The organism is Kaistia sp. SLG-1 (assembly GCF_059699055.1).
Map to the genome: position 1 here is coordinate 4,065,997 of NZ_AP048544.1, position 16,256 is coordinate 4,082,252.

Annotated in this window: 15 protein-coding genes; 8 read left to right on the top strand and 7 right to left on the bottom strand. The window is 69.3% G+C overall.

Annotated elements, in window-relative coordinates; genetic code table 11:
• The first annotated feature begins 6 nt into the window (after positions 1 to 6).
• Positions 7 to 1,275, top strand: coding sequence for a cytochrome b (locus tag AC6HZP_RS18825; RefSeq protein WP_497524081.1), 1,269 nt, complete (start codon positions 7 to 9; stop codon positions 1,273 to 1,275).
• A 28-nt stretch (positions 1,276 to 1,303) separates the two neighbouring features.
• Complete coding sequence (locus AC6HZP_RS18830) at positions 1,304 to 2,188, top strand: cytochrome c1 (protein ID WP_497526823.1); 885 nt, start codon at positions 1,304 to 1,306, stop codon at positions 2,186 to 2,188.
• 47 nt (positions 2,189 to 2,235) lie between these two features.
• Here AC6HZP_RS18830 and AC6HZP_RS18835 read toward each other — a convergent pair whose 3' ends face one another.
• Genes AC6HZP_RS18835 through AC6HZP_RS18850 form a run of 4 tightly spaced genes read right to left on the bottom strand, consistent with a single transcriptional unit; the run spans position 2,236 to position 5,035 of the window.
• Positions 2,236 to 3,495, bottom strand: a complete 1,260-nt coding sequence (locus AC6HZP_RS18835) for a CCA tRNA nucleotidyltransferase (RefSeq protein ID WP_497526824.1) — start codon at positions 3,493 to 3,495, stop codon at positions 2,236 to 2,238.
• 2 nt (positions 3,496 to 3,497) lie between these two features.
• Entirely contained in the window at positions 3,498 to 3,758 is a 261-nt protein-coding gene (locus tag AC6HZP_RS18840; protein WP_201400540.1) for a DUF6111 family protein, read from the bottom strand.
• Positions 3,759 to 4,385 (bottom strand): CoA pyrophosphatase, encoded by a 627-nt coding sequence (locus AC6HZP_RS18845; RefSeq protein ID WP_497526825.1) that lies wholly within the window; start codon positions 4,383 to 4,385, stop codon positions 3,759 to 3,761.
• 5 nt (positions 4,386 to 4,390) lie between these two features.
• Positions 4,391 to 5,035: a DUF1285 domain-containing protein gene (locus tag AC6HZP_RS18850; RefSeq protein WP_497524082.1), complete on the bottom strand. Its 645-nt coding sequence runs from the start codon at positions 5,033 to 5,035 to the stop codon at positions 4,391 to 4,393.
• A 116-nt stretch (positions 5,036 to 5,151) separates the two neighbouring features.
• On the opposite strand from AC6HZP_RS18850, the gene AC6HZP_RS18855 reads away from it, so the two are divergent.
• Genes AC6HZP_RS18855 through AC6HZP_RS18870 form a run of 4 tightly spaced genes read left to right on the top strand, consistent with a single transcriptional unit; the run spans position 5,152 to position 12,004 of the window.
• Positions 5,152 to 6,168, top strand: coding sequence for an AAA family ATPase (locus AC6HZP_RS18855; protein WP_497524083.1), 1,017 nt, complete (start codon positions 5,152 to 5,154; stop codon positions 6,166 to 6,168).
• Positions 6,169 to 6,172: 4 nt separating this feature from the next.
• Positions 6,173 to 7,093 (top strand): DUF58 domain-containing protein, encoded by a 921-nt coding sequence (locus AC6HZP_RS18860; protein ID WP_497524084.1) that lies wholly within the window; start codon positions 6,173 to 6,175, stop codon positions 7,091 to 7,093.
• Positions 7,090 to 9,912, top strand: coding sequence for a DUF4159 domain-containing protein (locus tag AC6HZP_RS18865; protein ID WP_497524085.1), 2,823 nt, complete (start codon positions 7,090 to 7,092; stop codon positions 9,910 to 9,912). The genes AC6HZP_RS18860 and AC6HZP_RS18865 overlap by 4 nt, the downstream gene beginning before the upstream one ends.
• Before the next feature lie 13 nt (positions 9,913 to 9,925).
• Positions 9,926 to 12,004 carry a hypothetical protein gene (locus tag AC6HZP_RS18870; RefSeq protein ID WP_497524086.1) on the top strand — a complete coding sequence of 693 codons (2,079 nt, stop codon included), beginning with the start codon at positions 9,926 to 9,928 and terminating at the stop codon, positions 12,002 to 12,004.
• Positions 12,005 to 12,190: 186 nt separating this feature from the next.
• On the opposite strand, the gene AC6HZP_RS18875 is transcribed toward AC6HZP_RS18870, so the two are convergent.
• Both AC6HZP_RS18875 and AC6HZP_RS18880 read right to left on the bottom strand, forming a co-directional pair.
• Entirely contained in the window at positions 12,191 to 12,691 is a 501-nt protein-coding gene (locus AC6HZP_RS18875; protein ID WP_497524087.1) for a GNAT family N-acetyltransferase, read from the bottom strand.
• 203 nt (positions 12,692 to 12,894) lie between these two features.
• On the bottom strand, positions 12,895 to 13,350 hold the full coding sequence (locus tag AC6HZP_RS18880) for an NUDIX domain-containing protein (protein ID WP_497524088.1): 456 nt from the start codon (positions 13,348 to 13,350) through the stop codon (positions 12,895 to 12,897).
• A 293-nt stretch (positions 13,351 to 13,643) separates the two neighbouring features.
• On the opposite strand from AC6HZP_RS18880, the gene AC6HZP_RS18885 reads away from it, so the two are divergent.
• Positions 13,644 to 14,540 carry a metallophosphoesterase family protein gene (locus tag AC6HZP_RS18885; protein WP_497526826.1) on the top strand — a complete coding sequence of 299 codons (897 nt, stop codon included), beginning with the start codon at positions 13,644 to 13,646 and terminating at the stop codon, positions 14,538 to 14,540.
• A gap of 402 nt (positions 14,541 to 14,942) precedes the next feature.
• Here AC6HZP_RS18885 and AC6HZP_RS18890 read toward each other — a convergent pair whose 3' ends face one another.
• Positions 14,943 to 15,572, bottom strand: a complete 630-nt coding sequence (locus tag AC6HZP_RS18890) for a hypothetical protein (RefSeq protein ID WP_201400550.1) — start codon at positions 15,570 to 15,572, stop codon at positions 14,943 to 14,945.
• Positions 15,573 to 15,682: 110 nt separating this feature from the next.
• Here AC6HZP_RS18890 and AC6HZP_RS18895 point away from each other — a divergent pair, with 110 nt between their 5' ends.
• Entirely contained in the window at positions 15,683 to 16,159 is a 477-nt protein-coding gene (locus AC6HZP_RS18895; protein ID WP_497524089.1) for a YbaK/EbsC family protein, read from the top strand.
• Positions 16,160 to 16,256 lie beyond the last annotated feature (97 nt).

Below are 16,256 nucleotides of genomic sequence, written 5' to 3' on the forward strand. Positions count from 1 at the left end.
GAGATCATGTCCGGACCATCGACCTATCAGCCGCAAAACGGTTTCCTGAAGTGGTTTGAGTCGCGCCTTCCGCTTGGCGGGCTCATCCATTCGTCGTTCATCGTGTTCCCGAACCCGCGGAACCTGAACTACTGGTGGACCTTCGGCGGCATCCTCGCCTTCATGCTGGTGGCGCAGATCGTCACCGGCGTCGTGCTGGTGATGCACTACACGCCGCACACCCTGCTCGCCTTCACGTCGGTCGAAGGCATCATGCGCGACGTCAACTACGGCTGGCTGCTGCGCTATCTCCATTCCAACGGCGCGTCGATGTTCTTCATCGCCGTCTACATCCACATCTTCCGCGGCCTCTACTACGGCTCCTACAAGGCCCCGCGCGAAGTGCTGTGGATCCTCGGCATGATCATCTTCCTGCTGATGATGGCCACCGGCTTCATGGGCTACGTGCTGCCGTGGGGACAGATGTCCTTCTGGGGCGCCACCGTGATCACCAACCTCTTCTCGGCGATCCCGATCGTCGGCGAGACGATCGTGACCTGGCTCTGGGGCGGCTTCTCGGTCGACAACCCGACGCTGAACCGCTTCTTCTCGCTGCACTACCTGCTGCCCTTCATGATCGCAGGCGTCGTCGTCCTGCACATCTGGGCGCTGCACGTGCCGGGTTCGAACAACCCGACCGGCGTCTCCGTCAAGTCCAGCCAGGACACCCTGCCCTTCCATCCCTACTTCACCGTCAAGGATGCGCTCGGCCTGGTCGTCTTCCTGATCGTCTTCATGTGGTTCGTGTTCTACCTGCCGAACTTCATGGGCCATCCGGACAACTACACCCCGGCTGATCCGCTGGTGACGCCCGCGCACATCGTTCCGGAATGGTACTTCCTGCCGTTCTACGCGATCCTGCGCTCGATCCCGGACAAGCTCGGCGGCGTCATCGCCATGTTCGGCGCCATCGCGGTCCTGTTCGTCGTGCCCTGGCTCGACACCTCCAAGGTCCGCTCGGCCAACTTCCGCCCGCTCTATCGCCAGTTCTTCTGGATCCTGGTGCTGGTCTCGATCGGCCTCGGCTATCTCGGCTCGCGTCCGGCGGAAGGTGGATACGTCATCGCTTCGCGCATCCTGACGGTCTACTACTTCTTCCACTTCCTGGTGATCCTGCCGCTGCTCGGCCTGTTCGAGAAGCCGAAGCCCCTCCCGGCGTCGATCGCCGAGTCGGTTCTCGGCAAGGGTGCGGCCCATGTCACCGCCGGTGCGCCCGCCGCGCCGCAGACCAAGTAAGCCGCGAGAGGATCACGGATCGATCATGATGAAGACCCTGTCCGAGAAAATCGCGCGCTACGGCCTGGCCATCGCTCTCGGCGTCGCTTCGGCGACGCTGGTGGCGGCCCCTGCGAGCGCCGCCGAAGAGGGTGCGCACGCCACGCCGCACTACCCGCTCGAGAAGCCGCCGCTGGAGCCCTGGAGCTTCGCCGGCGTGTTCGGCAAGTTCGATACGGCCCAGCTGCAGCGCGGCTACCAGGTCTACAAGGAAGTCTGCTCGGCCTGTCACTCGATGGAGCTGATGAGCTTCCGCAACCTGGCCCAACCGGGCGGCCCGCACTTCACCGAAGCGCAGGCCAAGGCGGTTGCCGAGGGCTACCAGGTCAAGGACGGCCCGAACGACGAAGGCGACATGTTCGAGCGCCCGGGTCGCCTGTCGGACCGCTTCCCGTCGCCGTTCCCGAACCATCAGGCCGCCGCCGCCGCGAACAACGGCAAGGCGCCGCCGGATCTGTCGCTGATGGCCAAGGCCCGCGCCGTCGAGCGCGGCTTCCCCTGGTTCGTCCTCGACATCTTCACGCAGTACCAGGAAGGCGGCCCGGACTACATCCACGGCCTGCTGACCGGCTACCGCGAGCCGCCGGCCGGCACGGAAGTCGGCCCCGGCCTGCACTACAATGTCGGCTTCGGCAGCGGTCCGGCCATCGCGATGGCGCCGCCGCTCTCCGACGGCCAGGTCACCTACACCGACGGTTCGCCGGAGACGGTCGACCAGTACTCGCGCGACGTTGCGGCCTTCCTGATGTGGACCGCGGAACCGCATCTCGACGCCCGCAAGCGCATCGGCTTTCAGGTCATCATCTTCCTGATCGTCTTCGCCGGCCTGCTCTATTTCGCCAAGAAGAAGATCTGGGCGAACGTCGCGCACTAAGGCGCACCGGATACCGAATTGAAAAAGGGCCCCGACGGGGCCCTTTTTTATTGCTGCTGCTGCTGCTGTTGTTGATGCTGCTGCCGGTAGCTTTCGAGGAAGGCCCGCAGCCGCTCGCGCAGCGCCTCGGCATCAGCGCGAAAATCTTCGGCGATCCACTCGCGCTCCATATGCTTGAGCAGAAGGCCGACCAGCGGCCCGCGATCGACGCCGAGCTCGAACACGTCGCGGCCGGAAAGCGGAAACGCCGGGATCGTCCAGTTTCGCGCCGCGGCGCCTCGCGAAAGAACCTCGTCGGCGGAAAGCCAGCCTTTGGCGCCGGCGAGCGCCAGACCATCCAGAAAGGCGTCGAGGCCCAGGCGGTACAGCGTCGCGTGATCGGCGTCGACCGGCGTCGTTGCCGCCTCCACCCCCGCCGACAGCGCCAGCCGCATCCGGCCGCGCTCGGCATTGGAGAGGCGGAAGCGCACGGCGACGCGGTCTACATCCTCCTGCACGCGGCCGAACAGTGTGGCGAAGCGGAGCGGCGCGGCAGGCGCTTCGCCCCGCTCCCGCTCGAACTCCGGAAGCCGTGCGAAGGCGACGAGATCGCCGACGCCGGCCGCGATCAGCGGCAGGATGCCAGTCTCCTGCAGGATGGCGACGGTCGCCACCGCGCCGGGGGCGACTACCAGCTTGCGCATTTCCTGGCCGATCCGCTCGGCCGAGAGCTCGCCGAGATCATGCCGGGCGCGGATCGAGGCCGAGAGCCCCTCCCCGTCCGGCGCACCGGCGCCATAGGCGGCGTGGAAACGGAAGAAGCGCAGCACCCGCAGCCGGTCCTCGGCGATGCGCCGGTCGGCCGAGCCGATGAAGCGCACGCGCTTCGCGGCGATGTCGGCGAGCCCGCCGACCGGATCGTGGAGCCGGCCCTCGAGATCGACGGAGAGCGCATTGATGGTGAAGTCGCGCCGTTCGGCGTCGGCCTGCCAGTCCCGCCCGAACCGCACCACGGCGCGACGGCCATCCGTCTCGATATCTTCGCGCAACGTCGTCACCTCGACGACGTGGCGATGGCCAATGACGGTCACCGTGCCGTGCTCGATGCCGGTCGGCGCCACCTTGAGCCCGGCGGCGGCGGCCCGCGCCATGACGGTCTCCGGCGTCGCCGTGGTAGCGATGTCGACATCCGCGACAGGCAGGCCCATCAGCGTGTTGCGCACCGCGCCGCCGACCACCCGCGCCTCCTCGCCCTCCGTGGACAGGAAGGCGAGCACGTCACGAACGAGCGGATCGGCCAGGAAGGGCGCATCCCGGCAGTCCGGCATGGTCAATCGAAGCCTCCGGGAACCAGCACGCCGTCGCGGAATTCAGCCGGATGATAGGTCTTGCCCGCCTGGCCGCCGGAGAAGGAAACCAGACCCAGGATTGCAACCAGCACGATTGCGATGCCGATCGCCGACAGGCGCGACAATACCCTGTAGGTCCAGACCTCTCCCGTCACCGCCCCCGGCGCGAATTGCCGCCAGCCGGCATAGACGATGAAAGGTGCGAGGAAGCACACGACGGTGATGGCAAGAAATCTCAGCATCTATTGGTAGAGCCGCTCATAAAGACCCCGGACAATCCCGGCGGTCACACCCCAGATATGATGTTCATCATACGGCATTTCGTAGAGCAAATGCCGCACGCCATCAAATTCACGGGTGATTGTCTGATGATTCTGCGGACTCATGAGAAAAGACAGCGGAACTTCGAAGGCGGCATCGACCTCATCGGGGTTCAGGACCAGCCGATATTCGGGCGCAACGCGCGCGACGACGGCGATGATTCGGTAGCCCGTTCCGGCGATATAGGGATCGAGACGGCCGATCGGTTCGACGAGGCGGGGGTCGAGGCCGATCTCCTCCTGCGCCTCGCGCAAGGCCGCCGCCGCCGCGCTGCTATCCGTCGGATCGATCTTGCCGCCCGGAAAGGCGATCTGCCCGGCGTGCTTGCGCAACTGCATCGTCCGCCGCGTCATCAGCACGGTGGCGTTGCTGCGCTCGACGATCGGGATCAGCACCGCCGCGTCACGCGGCATGAAGCCGCGCGGCGGAACGAACTCCGGGTTCATCACGACATTGTTGTCGCCGGCCTCGCGGCCCGATTCGAGCGGCCGCAGCAACTGGCGCGCGCGGCTGAAGAAATGATCGGGACGGAACGGGTCGTCGGACAGGGAGGTCACGCGGATACCACCCCGCCGGAGAGCTCGGCGCCATCGTTCGACGCGCCCTCGCTCACCTGGCCCAGCACGAAGAACTGGCCGCCGGAGGCGACGCCGATATCCCCTCCCCGCTGTTCGAAATGATCCGCCAGCTCATGCACGAGCGGCCGCGCCAGCCGGGCCTCGAGGCCGCCCCGGACGCGGATATAGGGCACGAGCCCCTCGCCATCCGTATCCTCCGCGACGCGCAGCGGATGCTCCGCGTCGACCGTGACGACGTCGCCGACATTGGTCCGGAAAATGAGGATCTGCCTGCCTTCCGAAGTCTCGACCGCCATCTCGACCGCGAGGAACGGCACGTCGTCGACGCGAATGTCGAGCTTCTCGGCCGGCGTCACCAGCACATAGCCGCCATCCGCCTCGCGGCGCAGCACCGTCGAAAACAGCCGGACCAATGCCTCGCGCAGGATCGGCCGGCCCTCGTGGTGCCAGGTTCCCGCCCGATCGATGCGGATGTCGATCGCGCCGCAATGGGCCGGGTTCCAGAGATGCACGGGGGCCGGGCCACGGAGGGATCCGGCCCTGGCGATCAAGCCTGCGAGGGCCGAACCGTCCGCCGAATCCGGATCGGCCTTGGTTTCGCCCTGCTTTATCACTGACATGCTAACTTCATCCTTGCGCGCATGGCTGACGTTGCCATGCCGGTCGTGCGAAGATTGTGAGAGGATCGAGTCACTCGAACCTCGTCGCGACCGCAACTGAAACTATATGGGCCGATATGAGCGCGTTCAATCAGACCTCCATCGCAGACGTCGATCCGAGCCGCACGATCGCGGAGGCCGACGCCGCCGTCGCGACGGTCAAGGCGGCGCGGGACGCCATCGGCAAGGTCATTTACGGCCAGGAAACGGTCGTCGAGCGGGTGCTGGTGACGCTGCTTTCCGGCGGCCACGGCCTTCTGGTCGGCGTGCCCGGCCTCGCCAAGACCAAGCTGGTGGAAACGCTGGGCGTGGTCCTCGGCCTCGACGAGCGTCGCGTGCAGTTCACGCCCGACCTGATGCCCTCCGACATTCTCGGCTCCGAGGTCATGGACCAGGACGATGAAGGCCGGCGTTCGTTCCGCTTCCTGAAGGGACCGATCTTCGGCCAGCTGCTGATGGCGGACGAGATCAACCGCGCCAGCCCGCGCACGCAGTCGGCGCTGCTGCAGGCGATGCAGGAGTATCACGTCACCGTCGCCGGCCATCGCTACGACCTGCCGAGCCCCTTCCACGTGCTCGCGACCCAGAACCCGCTGGAGCAGGAGGGCACCTATCCGCTGCCCGAGGCGCAGCTCGACCGCTTCCTGCTGCAGATCGACGTGCTCTATCCCGATCGCGACGCCGAGCGGCGGATGCTGTTCGAGACGACGGGCGCGACGGACGCGGTGGCGCAGCGCGTCACCGACGCCGGCGCGCTGAAATCGATCCAGCAGCTGGTCCGCCGCCTGCCGATTGGCGAGAGCGTGGTCGAGGCGATCCTGAACCTCGTGCGCTCGGCCAGGCCGGGCGAGATTTCCGACGGCAAGCTCGCCGGCGTGATCGCCTGGGGCCCCGGCCCCCGCGCCAGCCAGGCGCTGATGCTGGCGGTCCGCGCCCGCGCCCTGATCGACGGCCGCTATGCCCCTTCCGTCGACGACGTGCTCGCGCTGGCGGAGCCGGTGCTGCAGCACCGCATGAGCCTGAGTTTCGCGGCCCGGGCGGACGGGCTCTCGGTTCGCGATGTCATCGGGACCCTCAAGTCACGTATCGGGTGAAGTCTTGACCGAACCGCGCGCCACCGTGCCGACATCCCGTCACGTCGGCACGACTCTGGCCGAGGCCAAGAGCCTTGCCCGCAGCCTGCCGGACCTTCTGGTCGAGGCGCGTCGCGTCGCGACCACGGTTCTGGCCGGCTGGCATGGCCGCCGCCGCGCCGGCCCCGGCGAGACCTTCTGGCAGTTCCGCCCCTTCGTCACCGGCGAGGCGCCCGGCCGGATCGACTGGCGCCGCTCGGCGCGCGACGAACATCTCTATGTCCGCGAGCGCGAATGGGAGGCCGCCCACACGGTCTGGCTCTCGGCCGATCTCTCGCCGTCGATGGATTTCCGCTCCAAGCTGGCGCTCGCCTCGAAGCGCGATCGCGCGCTCGTCATCCTGCTCGCGCTCGGAGACCTGCTCGCCGCCGCCGGCGAGCGCATCGGTCTGCTCGGCCTCGGCGATCCCATCCTGTCGCGCAACGCCGCCGAACGGCTGGCCGAAACGCTGGCGATCTATGACGGCGCGGCGCAACCCGCCCTGCCCTCGGCAGCAAGGCTCGGCCGCTTCGCCGATCTGGTGCTGATCGGCGACTTCCTCGATCCCATCGACGAGATCGAGGCGCGCCTCGCCGATTATGCCCGCCATGGCACGACCGCGCATCTGGTCGAGATCCGCGATCCGGTGGAAGAGATATTCCCCTATGCCGGGCGCACGGAATTCCGCGATCCGGAGAGCGGCGCGCTCTACACGATCGGCCGCGCCGAGCAGATCGGCGAGGAATATCGCAACCGGCTCATCGCCCGCCGCGAGACGCTCGCCGCCACCTGCCGCCGCCTCGGCTGGAGCTATTTGACCCACCGCACCGACCGGCCGGCGACGGAGCCGCTGCTGGCGCTGCATGCGCGCCTCTCGGCCCGCGTCAACGAGGGAGGGAGGGCATGATCGCCGGTCTTCCCCTCGCCTTCGGCGCCCCGCTCGTCCTGACCGCGCTGGTGCTGCTGCCGGCGATCTGGTGGCTTCTGAAGCTGACGCCGCCGCGCCCCCGGCTGGAGAGCTTCCCGCCGACGCGCATCCTCACCGAGATCGCCAAGCGCGACGAGCAGCCGGCGCGTAGCCCCTGGTGGCTGACGGCGCTTCGGCTGCTGCTCGCCGGGCTCGTCATCCTGGCGCTCGCGGCGCCGATCTGGCGACCGACCGGCGAGAGCGCGCCGGGCGAAGGGCCGCTCCTCCTCGTCATCGACAATGACTGGGCAGCGGCGCGCGACTGGTCGACGCGGATCGATACCGCCCGCCGGATCGTCGAGCTCGCCGAACGTTCCGGCCGCCCGATCGGCCTGATCGCCACGGCCGAGCCGCCCAACCAGCAATTCGCGCCGACGGACGGCGCCGCGATCCGCACCCGCCTCGATGCTCTGGTGCCGCGCCCCTATGCGACCGACCGCAGCGCCATCGCCACGGCGCTGCAAACAGCGGCCGCCTCGGCGTCGTTCGGGGGGGTGGCCTGGCTCTCGAACGGCCTCGGCGGTCCGGATGCCGACGATTTCTCGCGCTTTCTCGAGACCGCGATCCGCGCCCCCGTGACGATCTATGGCAAGGACGGTAAGCCGTTGCTCGGCCTCGCCGCCCCGGTCGCGACCGCTGACGCGCTGACGCTCTCGGTCCTGCGCGGCGAAGGCCCGGCCTTGACCGGCACGCTCGTCGCCCGCGACATGAAGGGCCGCTCGATCGGCGAGGCTCCGTTTGCCTTCAAGGCCGACGAACTGCGCACCGACGCCGCCTTCGCGCTGCCGTCGGAGCTGCGCAACGAGATCGTCCGGGTCGAGATCGCCGGAAGCGCGACGGCCGGCGCGGTGCAGCTGCTCGACGACCGCTTCAAGCGCCGCCGCATCGGCGTCATCTCCGGCGCGTCGAGCGACAATGCCCAGCCGCTGCTGTCGCCGCTCTACTACATCTCCCGCGCCGTGCAGCCCTTCGCCGACGTCATCGAGCCGCGCGACGCCAACGCCGCGAACGCCGTGCCGCAGATGATCGAGGCCGGGGCGGCGGTGATCGCCATGGCCGACATCGGCACGCTGACGCCGGACGTCGAGCAGAAGCTCGCCGACTGGGTCGAGGCGGGCGGCACGCTGCTGCGCTTCGCCGGCCCGCGACTTGCCGCCGCCAGCGGCGAGACCGACACGCTGATCCCGGTGCGGCTGCGCGAAGGCGGCCGTGTGCTTGGCGGCAGCCTCTCCTGGTCGTCGCCGCAGCCGCTCGCCTCTTTCTCGGCGCAGAGCCCCTTCGCCGGGCTCGCCATCGCGCCTGATATCGAGGTTCGCCGCCAGGTCCTGGCCGAGCCGGACGGCAATCTGCCCTCGCGCACCTGGGCGGCTCTCGGCGACGGCACGCCGCTGGTGACCGCCGCGCCGCTCGGCAAGGGCTGGCTGATCCTGTTCCATGTCACCGCCGACGCGAGCTGGTCGAACCTGCCGCTTTCCGGGACGTTCGTCGAAATGCTCCGCCGCATCGCCGCCTTCGCCTCGGTGCCGCAGGTCGACGCCGCCCGCAACATCGAGGGCGCGACGACTGCCGCGACGCTGCCACCCTATCGCCTGCTCGACGGCTTCGGCCATTTCGTCACCAGCGACCCGCTGGCGCGGCCGCTTTCGGCGACCGGGCCGCTGCCGGCGCCGAGCCGCGACCATCCGCCGGGGCTCTACGGCGCCGATGACGGCTTCCGGGCGGTCAACGTGCTGGCGCCCGACGCGACGCTGCCGCCCTTCAACCCGGCCGCGACGATCGCCAATGCCGAGGTCCGGCCCTATCCGACGACGGCGCCGACCGATCTCTCGCCCTACCTGCTTCTGGCGGCGCTCGCCTGCCTGATCGCCGACGCGCTCGCCGTGCTGTGGCTGAATGGCGGCCTCCGGATGCGCCCGCGCGCGGCCGCAATCGTCATCGCCTGCCTGACGCTCGGCCACGCCTTCGCCCCGCCACCGGCCCGCGCCGACGCGGCGAGCGACCAGTTCGCCATGGATGCCGTCAACAAGTCGCGCCTCGCCTATGTCCGGACCGGCAATCAGGAGATCGACGACATGAGCGAGGCCGGCCTCGCCGGCCTGTCGCGCGCGCTCTCCGCCCGCACCGCGATGGAGCCGGACAATCCGCTCGGCGTCGACGTCGCCAAGGACGAGCTGAGCTTCTTCCCGCTGCTCTACTGGCCGATCGACCCGAACGCGCCGATGCCCGACTCGGCGACGCTCGCCAAGATCGACGCCTACATGAAGCAGGGCGGCTCGATCCTGTTCGACACGCGCGACGAGCTGGAGCGGGCGCCGGGCACGACGGGCTTCGGCGGCACGCCGGCGGCCGAGCGGCTGCGCACCATGCTCTCCGGCCTCGACATCCCGCCGCTCGAGCCGGTGCCGTCCAACCACGTGCTGACCAAGGCGTTCTACCTGCTCGAGGATTTCCCCGGCCGCTATAGCGGCGGCCCGCTCTGGGTCGAGGCCTCGCCGCCCGAGGACCACGCGGCGGCCGCCGCGCGCCCGGCCCGACCGGGCGACGGCGTCTCGTCGATCCTAATCACCGAGAACGACATGGCCGCCGCCTGGGCGACCGATCCGGACGGCCGTTTCCTGGTTCCGACCATCCCGCCCGACCCGCGCCAGCGCGAGCTCGCCTACCGGACCGGCATCAACATCGTCATGTACACGCTGACCGGCAACTACAAGGCCGACCAGGTGCATGTGCCGGCCCTGCTCGAAAGGCTTGGACAGTGAAGAGGGCTGGACAGTGAACTGGTCGCTGACCTTCGCGCCGCTGATCCCGCTGACCTGGCTGGCGGCGCTGGCCGTCATCGGCCTGCTCGCCATCGCGCCGCTGCTCATCCGGCGGATGCGCGGCGCCTGGATCCGCCTCGCCGCGCTCGCCGCCCTCGTCGCCGCGCTCGCCGGCCCGGTGCTGCTGGCCGAGGACCGCCAGCCGCTGCCGACCGTGGTCGCCGTCGTTGTCGACAAGAGCGCCAGCCAGGATCTCGACGGCCGCGCCGCGACCTCCGAGGCCGCGCGCGACGCGCTGACGAAGCGCCTCGGCGACCTCCGCAACATCGAGATCCGCACCGTCGAGGCCGGCGGCAAGACCGGCGCGGCGCCTGTCGACGGCACGGAACTGTTCACCGCGCTCGGCACCGCGCTCGCCGACGTCGCGCCGGAGCGGCTCGGCGCCGTGGTCATGCTGACCGATGGCGAGGTGCATGACGTGCCGTTGCCGGCCGGCTCTCCCTTCGGCGGCGCGCCGCTGCACGCGCTGATTTCCGGCCATGACGACGAGCGCGACCGCCAGATGGTGATCCGCTCCGCCCCCCGCTTCGCCATCGTCGGCGAGAGCCAGATCATCGAATATTCCGTGCTCGACCAGGGCGCGCCCTCGAACGAGCCGGTCCGCGTCACCATCAGCCGCGACGGCGAGCCGCTCGCCACCGAGACGGTGACGCCGGGCGCGCTCAACCGTTTCCCGATCGAGATCAGCCATGCGGGCCAGAACATCGTCGAGTTCGAGGCGGCGCCGCTCGACGGCGAGCTGACGACGGTCAACAACCGCGCCGCCGCCGTCATCGACGGCATCCGCGAGAATCTCCGCGTCCTGCTGGTCTCCGGCGAGCCGCATGCCGGCGAGCGGATCTGGCGCAATTTGCTGAAGTCGGACGCCGCGGTCGACCTCGTGCATTTCACCATCCTGCGCCCGCCGGAGAAACAGGACGGCACGCCGATCAACGAATTGTCGCTGATCGCCTTCCCGACCCGCGAGCTGTTCTCGGTCAAGATCGACCAGTTCGACCTGATCATCTTCGACCGCTACGCGCAGCGCGGCGTGCTGCCGACGGTCTATTTCGACAACATCGCCCGCTATGTCCGCGAAGGCGGCGCGCTGCTCGTCGCCTCCGGGCCGGACTACGCCTCCGACGACAGCCTCTATGCGACGCCGCTCGCCGATGTGCTGCCGGCGGCCCCCACCGGCCGCGTCCTCGAAAAGCCGTTCAGCCCGCGCGTCACCGATCTCGGCCAGCGCCATCCGGTGACAAGGGGCCTCGAAGGCGCCAATTCGGAGCCGCCGCGCTGGAGCCGCTGGTTCCGCCAGGTCGAGGTCGACAAGCCGGACGGCGAGGTGATCATGAAGGGCGCCGACGACGATCCGCTGCTGGTGCTGCAGCGCGAGGGCAAGGGCCGCGTGGCGCTGCTGCTTTCCGACCAGGTCTGGCTCTGGGCCCGCGGCTTCGAGGGCGGCGGCCCGCATGTCGACCTCTTGCGCCGGCTCGCGCACTGGCTGATGAAGGAGCCGGATCTGGAGGAGGAAGCGCTCCGGGCGACGGCGCGCGGCGCCACGCTCGCCATCGAGCGCCAGACGATGCAGGAGACGATCGGCCCGGTGACGGTGATCGCGCCCTCCGGCGCAACGCGGACCCTGACGCTCGCCCCGGCCGGACCCGGCCGGTTCCAGATCGAGATGCCGGCCGACGAGATCGGCCTCTGGCGCGTCGAGGACGGCGAACGCCGCGCCTTCGCCCATGTCGGCCCCGCCAATCCGCGCGAATTCACCGATGTGATCTCGACCTTCGACAAACTCGGGCCCGTCGTGCAGGCGACCGGCGGCCATATCGCCCGCATGGCCTCGGCGGACGGCACGCTGGAAACGCCGCGCATCCTGCCGATGCAGGCCGGCCGCGCCATGTCGGGCCGCGACTGGATGGGCGTGCGCATGACCGAGGCCTCGGTGCTCCGGGGTGTCGACCGCTGGCCGCTCTTCTCCGGCTTCCTCGGCCTCGCCGCCCTCCTCGGCGTCATGGCCGCGACCTGGTACCGCGAGGGGCGGTAGTCAGCTTCAGGGCGCCGGGACCATCGTGCCCACGCTCGCCGTTATCCCGGCCTCCGAGCCGGGATCCATGCAGCCGAGGCGCCGGGAGGCTCGCGCGATCGGCTTCACGGCCGTGGTGGATCCCTGCTTTCGCAGGGATGACGGCGGAGGTGGAGGCGTCTCGCTGGAGAAAAGTCGAGGCCTGCCCTACCCTGCCCGTTCCACCGCGCCGCCGAGGCCTTCCAGCGCATCTTCGGTGAGCGGGCAGACGAGGATCCGGGCCGGATCAGCCGGCGCCGGCAGGGTGACCTGGTAGGGCTTCAGGCGGACGAAGCCGAACGGGCCGTAATAGGGCTCGTCGCCGACCAGCAGGATGACGGCGTGGCCAGCCTCGCGGGCGGCGGCGATCGCGGTCCGCATCAGCGACTTGCCCGCGCCCCTGCCCTTCCAGTCCGGCACCACGACGAGCGGGCCGAGCAGGATCGCCGGCCGGCCGCCGATGCGGATCGGCGTCAGCCGGACCGAGCCGATCAACCGCTCACCGCTCTTGGCGACGAAGGAAAGTTCGGGATCCTGCGGCACCCCCTCGCGCAGCAGCGAGGCGGCACGGGCGAAACGGCCGGGGCCGAACGAGATCTCGTGCAGGGCTTCGATCGCGGCGGCGTCGTCAGGCTGCTCGGAGAGGACCGTGAAGGAGTCGATTTTCATGGGAGGCGTCTCGTCGGAAGGGCATGTCACTGTCCGACGGACACGGGCGTCAATCGCGGCGCATCCTCGGGACGAACAGTCGAACGGCATCGCGTGACGTAAAGTCACGGCCGTCGGTTCGTCGTCGCAGAAGAAGGCTCGGAGTCATGTCAGGTTCCGGAACGCAATGAACCGCGCATAGCATGGGTCGGCGGCGTCGGCAATCACCAATGCGCCGAGGGGGGCGCGCGGTCCAGAATCTCGCCGAGGCGCCGCCGCGTCGCCGGCGTCGTCGCTTCGGGCAAAGCGCCGGGATCGAAGAAGCCGGCCTCGGCGATCTCGCGGTTGGGATAGGCGGGCGGAGCCGGTCGGTCGAAATCGCGCGAGACGAAGACGACGACATGGTCGCGGCGCCGCTTCGGATTGACGTAGATGCCGAAGAGCGACGGCGATGCGCCGAGCACGATGCCGCCCTCCTCGCGCAGCTCCCGCGCCAGCGCCTCGACCGCGCTCTCGCCCCGCTCGACGCCGCCGCCCGGCAGATACCAGCCCGGCGTATAGGAATGGCGGACCAGGAAGACCCGCCCGTCCGCATCGAAGCAGGCGCCGCGCACGCCGAGCGTCATGCCGCGAAGCACCGGCGCGGCCAGGCCGCCAAGACGAGCGAGAAGGGAATACATGCCGATCGGTCCGTTCCGGAAGAGCTGCGATAGGAAGACAGCAACGCCGCCTCCGCCTTGATAAGGCATGCGGAACAAACATGGCAGCGTCGCGTCCGGCGGTCTGGCAGGCCGGCATCGGGTTTCCCATATGCTGTTCAGATGCGGCGGATCACCTGACCGATCCGCCCGGCGGCGCCCCATGTTGGCGCCGTTTGCTTTTGTGGGGTCAGCGGCCATCCCGACGATGCGCCGCATGCCGGTTGCGGCGTTGCAACTGGACGGGTGCGTCCGGCTTCGCTAAGCCGATGACGATGTTCGTGCTCGCCCACCTCTCCGATCCGCATCTCGGCCCGCTGCCGCGCCCGCGCACGCTGGAACTCGCCTCGAAGCGGGTGCTCGGCTACGTCAACTGGCGGCGCAACCGCGTCCGTTCGCTCGGCGGCGAAGTGCTGGCGGGGCTGATCGAGGACATGCTCGCCCGTACGCCGGACCACATCGCCGTCACCGGCGACCTCGTCAACATCGCCCTTCCCGCCGAGATCGTCGCCGCCGGCGACTGGCTGAAGGCGGTCGGCGCGCCGCACGACGTCTCCTTCGTGCCCGGCAATCACGACGCCTATGTGCCGGGCGCGCTCGCCAAGGCGCTGGCCCTCTGGGCGCCCTATGTGACCGGCGACGAAGGCACGCCGCTCGGCCGCGTCACCTTCCCCTATCTCCGCCGCCGCGGCCCCGCTGCCATCATCGGCGTTTCGAGCGCCCGCGCCTCGGCGCCCTTCATGGCGACAGGCCATGTCGAGGCCTCGACGCTGCCGCTCCTGCGCGACATGCTGATCCGCGCCCGCGACGAGGGGCTTTACCGCGTCGTGCTGATCCATCATCCGCCGTTCAAGAAGGCGACGGCCTGGCACAAGCGCCTGGTCGGCGCCGGGCGCATCCGCGCCCTGATCAAGGAAGTCGGCGCCGAGCTGATCCTGCACGGTCACACCCATATCGACAGCTTCGAGAGCATCGAGGGGCCGGAAGGCCGCGTGCCGGTGATCGGCGTGCCGTCCGCCGCCAACGCCCCCGGCGGCCACAAGCCGGCCGGCCGCTACAATCTGTTCGGCATTGAGGGCGAGCCGGGCAACTGGCGCTGCTCGCTCGTCGAGCGCGGCTACGGCGCACCCGGCACCGGCATCGAGGTGATCCGCGAACGGCAGGTGGGGTAGCTCCCTCCCGTAGGCATCGCCGGCACGCCGCCGGCCTGCGCAACACGCTCGCCGTCATCCCGGACTTGACCCGGGATCCATGCAGCCGAAGCCTCGGCCGTGCGGATCGCGGATCTCCGCTGCACTCCACCATCATCCTGAGGTGCTTCGCGCAAGCGAAGCCTCGAAGGAGGGTCCAGCGGAGCACTCGGGTTCGCGGACAAAATCGGTCCCGCGATCTCCATCACGGGAGCGTTCCCTGGACCCTCCTTCGAGGCCCGGCGTCGCCGGGCACCTCAGGATGATGGTCGAGTTTTGGGGATGAGAAAATAGTCCAGGCGATCGATCAACCACCCGCTCACGACCGCACCTCTCGCTCAGGCAGAGATGAAGAAGCGGACACCTTTCATCAAACGACCAGCCCTACCCGCCGACATGCACCCAGGCATAGGCGAAGAGGCCGATGACGCCGAGGAGGAGGCCGCCGAGGAAGGCCGAGACGATCCAGCCGGTATTGGCGCGCGCCGGCGGCGGCGTGACGGGCTGCGATTCCGGCACCTGGCGGCCGAGCGTGCGGCGACCGGGGCGCGCATCCTGCTGCGCGGCGCGTTGGATCAGCCAGTCGCCCTCCAGCGCCCGCTCGCGCTCGATGACGCGCTCGGCGACATAGTGCATGACGCAATCGGCCATGTCGTCGAGGTCGGCCGTCTCGAGGATGACCGTGCGGCCGAGCCGCGTATCCTTCAGGAAGCGATAGGTGCGGCGGTCGCGCGCCATGCTGACGAAGGCCGTCATGTCGATCCAGAAGCGCGGCTGGCTGCCGGTATCGATGGCGGCGACGAACTGGTCGTCGCCCTCGGGCACTTCGGCGAAGACGCCCTCGAGCGCCTCGACCAGCATCTCGAGCCGCGCCCGTTCCGTATCGCGCAGTTCCACCACGACATCGGCTCGCTCTGCTTCGGCCAGACGGACCTTGCGGATCGCGTCGGCGAGATTGCGGACGTTGGACGCCGACCCGCGTTCCGGCCCGCGCCTGCCGCTTGCGTCGTTCATCCGTTGACTCCGAACCAGGGCGACGATCTTCTCTCTGTCTTTAGCAAATCCGACGCCCCGGCGCATCTACCGATCGCCACGGGCGCGCCAGGGCTCACAGGGGGACGACCATGACCGAGCTTTCCGGCCCCGTGCTCCGGGTCGCCGAGGCGGCAAGATCCTTCGGCCTCGACATCGCGCTCCGCGTCATGCCGGCCTCGACCCGCACGGCGGAGGAAGCGGCGGCGGCGTGCGAATGCTCGGTCGGCGAGATCGTCAAGTCGCTGGTATTTCGCGGCGTGACAAGCGGCGCGCCCATCCTCCTCCTCGTCTCCGGCTCCAACCGGGTCGACGAGAAGAAGGTCGCCACGACGATCGGCGAGCCGATCGAACGGCCGGATGCCGCGTTCGTGCGCGCCGCGACGGGCTTCGCCATCGGCGGTATTCCGCCTTTCGCCCATTCGACCCGGCTCGCCTGCTGGTTCGATCGCGACCTTTTGGCGTTCGAGCGCGTCTTCGCGGCGGCGGGAACGCCGCATGCGCTGTTCGCCGTGAGCCCGGCCGCGCTGCAACGAGCGATCGCGGCGCCCGCGATCGCCATGGGGTGACGCACGCGCGACAATGGAACCCCGGGAAAACTGCGGAACGGCTTGAGATCGCCTGATTTCTGGGGATGATCCGCGCCGGGTCGGGATGGAATACGGA

What these genes read in the sequence shown, in the direction of transcription:
- AC6HZP_RS18855 (WP_497524083.1), top strand. Translation starts at nt 5,152, where the DNA reads ATGAGCGCGTTCAATCAGACCTCCATCGCAGACGTCGATCCGAGCCGC.
- AC6HZP_RS18830 (WP_497526823.1), top strand. Translation starts at nt 1,304, where the DNA reads ATGAAGACCCTGTCCGAGAAAATCGCGCGCTACGGCCTGGCCATCGCT.
- AC6HZP_RS18840 (WP_201400540.1), bottom strand. Translation starts at nt 3,758, where the DNA reads ATGCTGAGATTTCTTGCCATCACCGTCGTGTGCTTCCTCGCACCTTTC.
- AC6HZP_RS18875 (WP_497524087.1), bottom strand. Translation starts at nt 12,691, where the DNA reads ATGAAAATCGACTCCTTCACGGTCCTCTCCGAGCAGCCTGACGACGCC.
- AC6HZP_RS18865 (WP_497524085.1), top strand. Translation starts at nt 7,090, where the DNA reads ATGATCGCCGGTCTTCCCCTCGCCTTCGGCGCCCCGCTCGTCCTGACC.
- AC6HZP_RS18890 (WP_201400550.1), bottom strand. Translation starts at nt 15,572, where the DNA reads ATGAACGACGCAAGCGGCAGGCGCGGGCCGGAACGCGGGTCGGCGTCC.
- AC6HZP_RS18850 (WP_497524082.1), bottom strand. Translation starts at nt 5,035, where the DNA reads ATGTCAGTGATAAAGCAGGGCGAAACCAAGGCCGATCCGGATTCGGCG.
- AC6HZP_RS18835 (WP_497526824.1), bottom strand. Translation starts at nt 3,495, where the DNA reads ATGCCGGACTGCCGGGATGCGCCCTTCCTGGCCGATCCGCTCGTTCGT.
- AC6HZP_RS18895 (WP_497524089.1), top strand. Translation starts at nt 15,683, where the DNA reads ATGACCGAGCTTTCCGGCCCCGTGCTCCGGGTCGCCGAGGCGGCAAGA.
- AC6HZP_RS18880 (WP_497524088.1), bottom strand. Translation starts at nt 13,350, where the DNA reads ATGTATTCCCTTCTCGCTCGTCTTGGCGGCCTGGCCGCGCCGGTGCTT.
- AC6HZP_RS18885 (WP_497526826.1), top strand. Translation starts at nt 13,644, where the DNA reads ATGTTCGTGCTCGCCCACCTCTCCGATCCGCATCTCGGCCCGCTGCCG.
- AC6HZP_RS18825 (WP_497524081.1), top strand. Translation starts at nt 7, where the DNA reads ATGTCCGGACCATCGACCTATCAGCCGCAAAACGGTTTCCTGAAGTGG.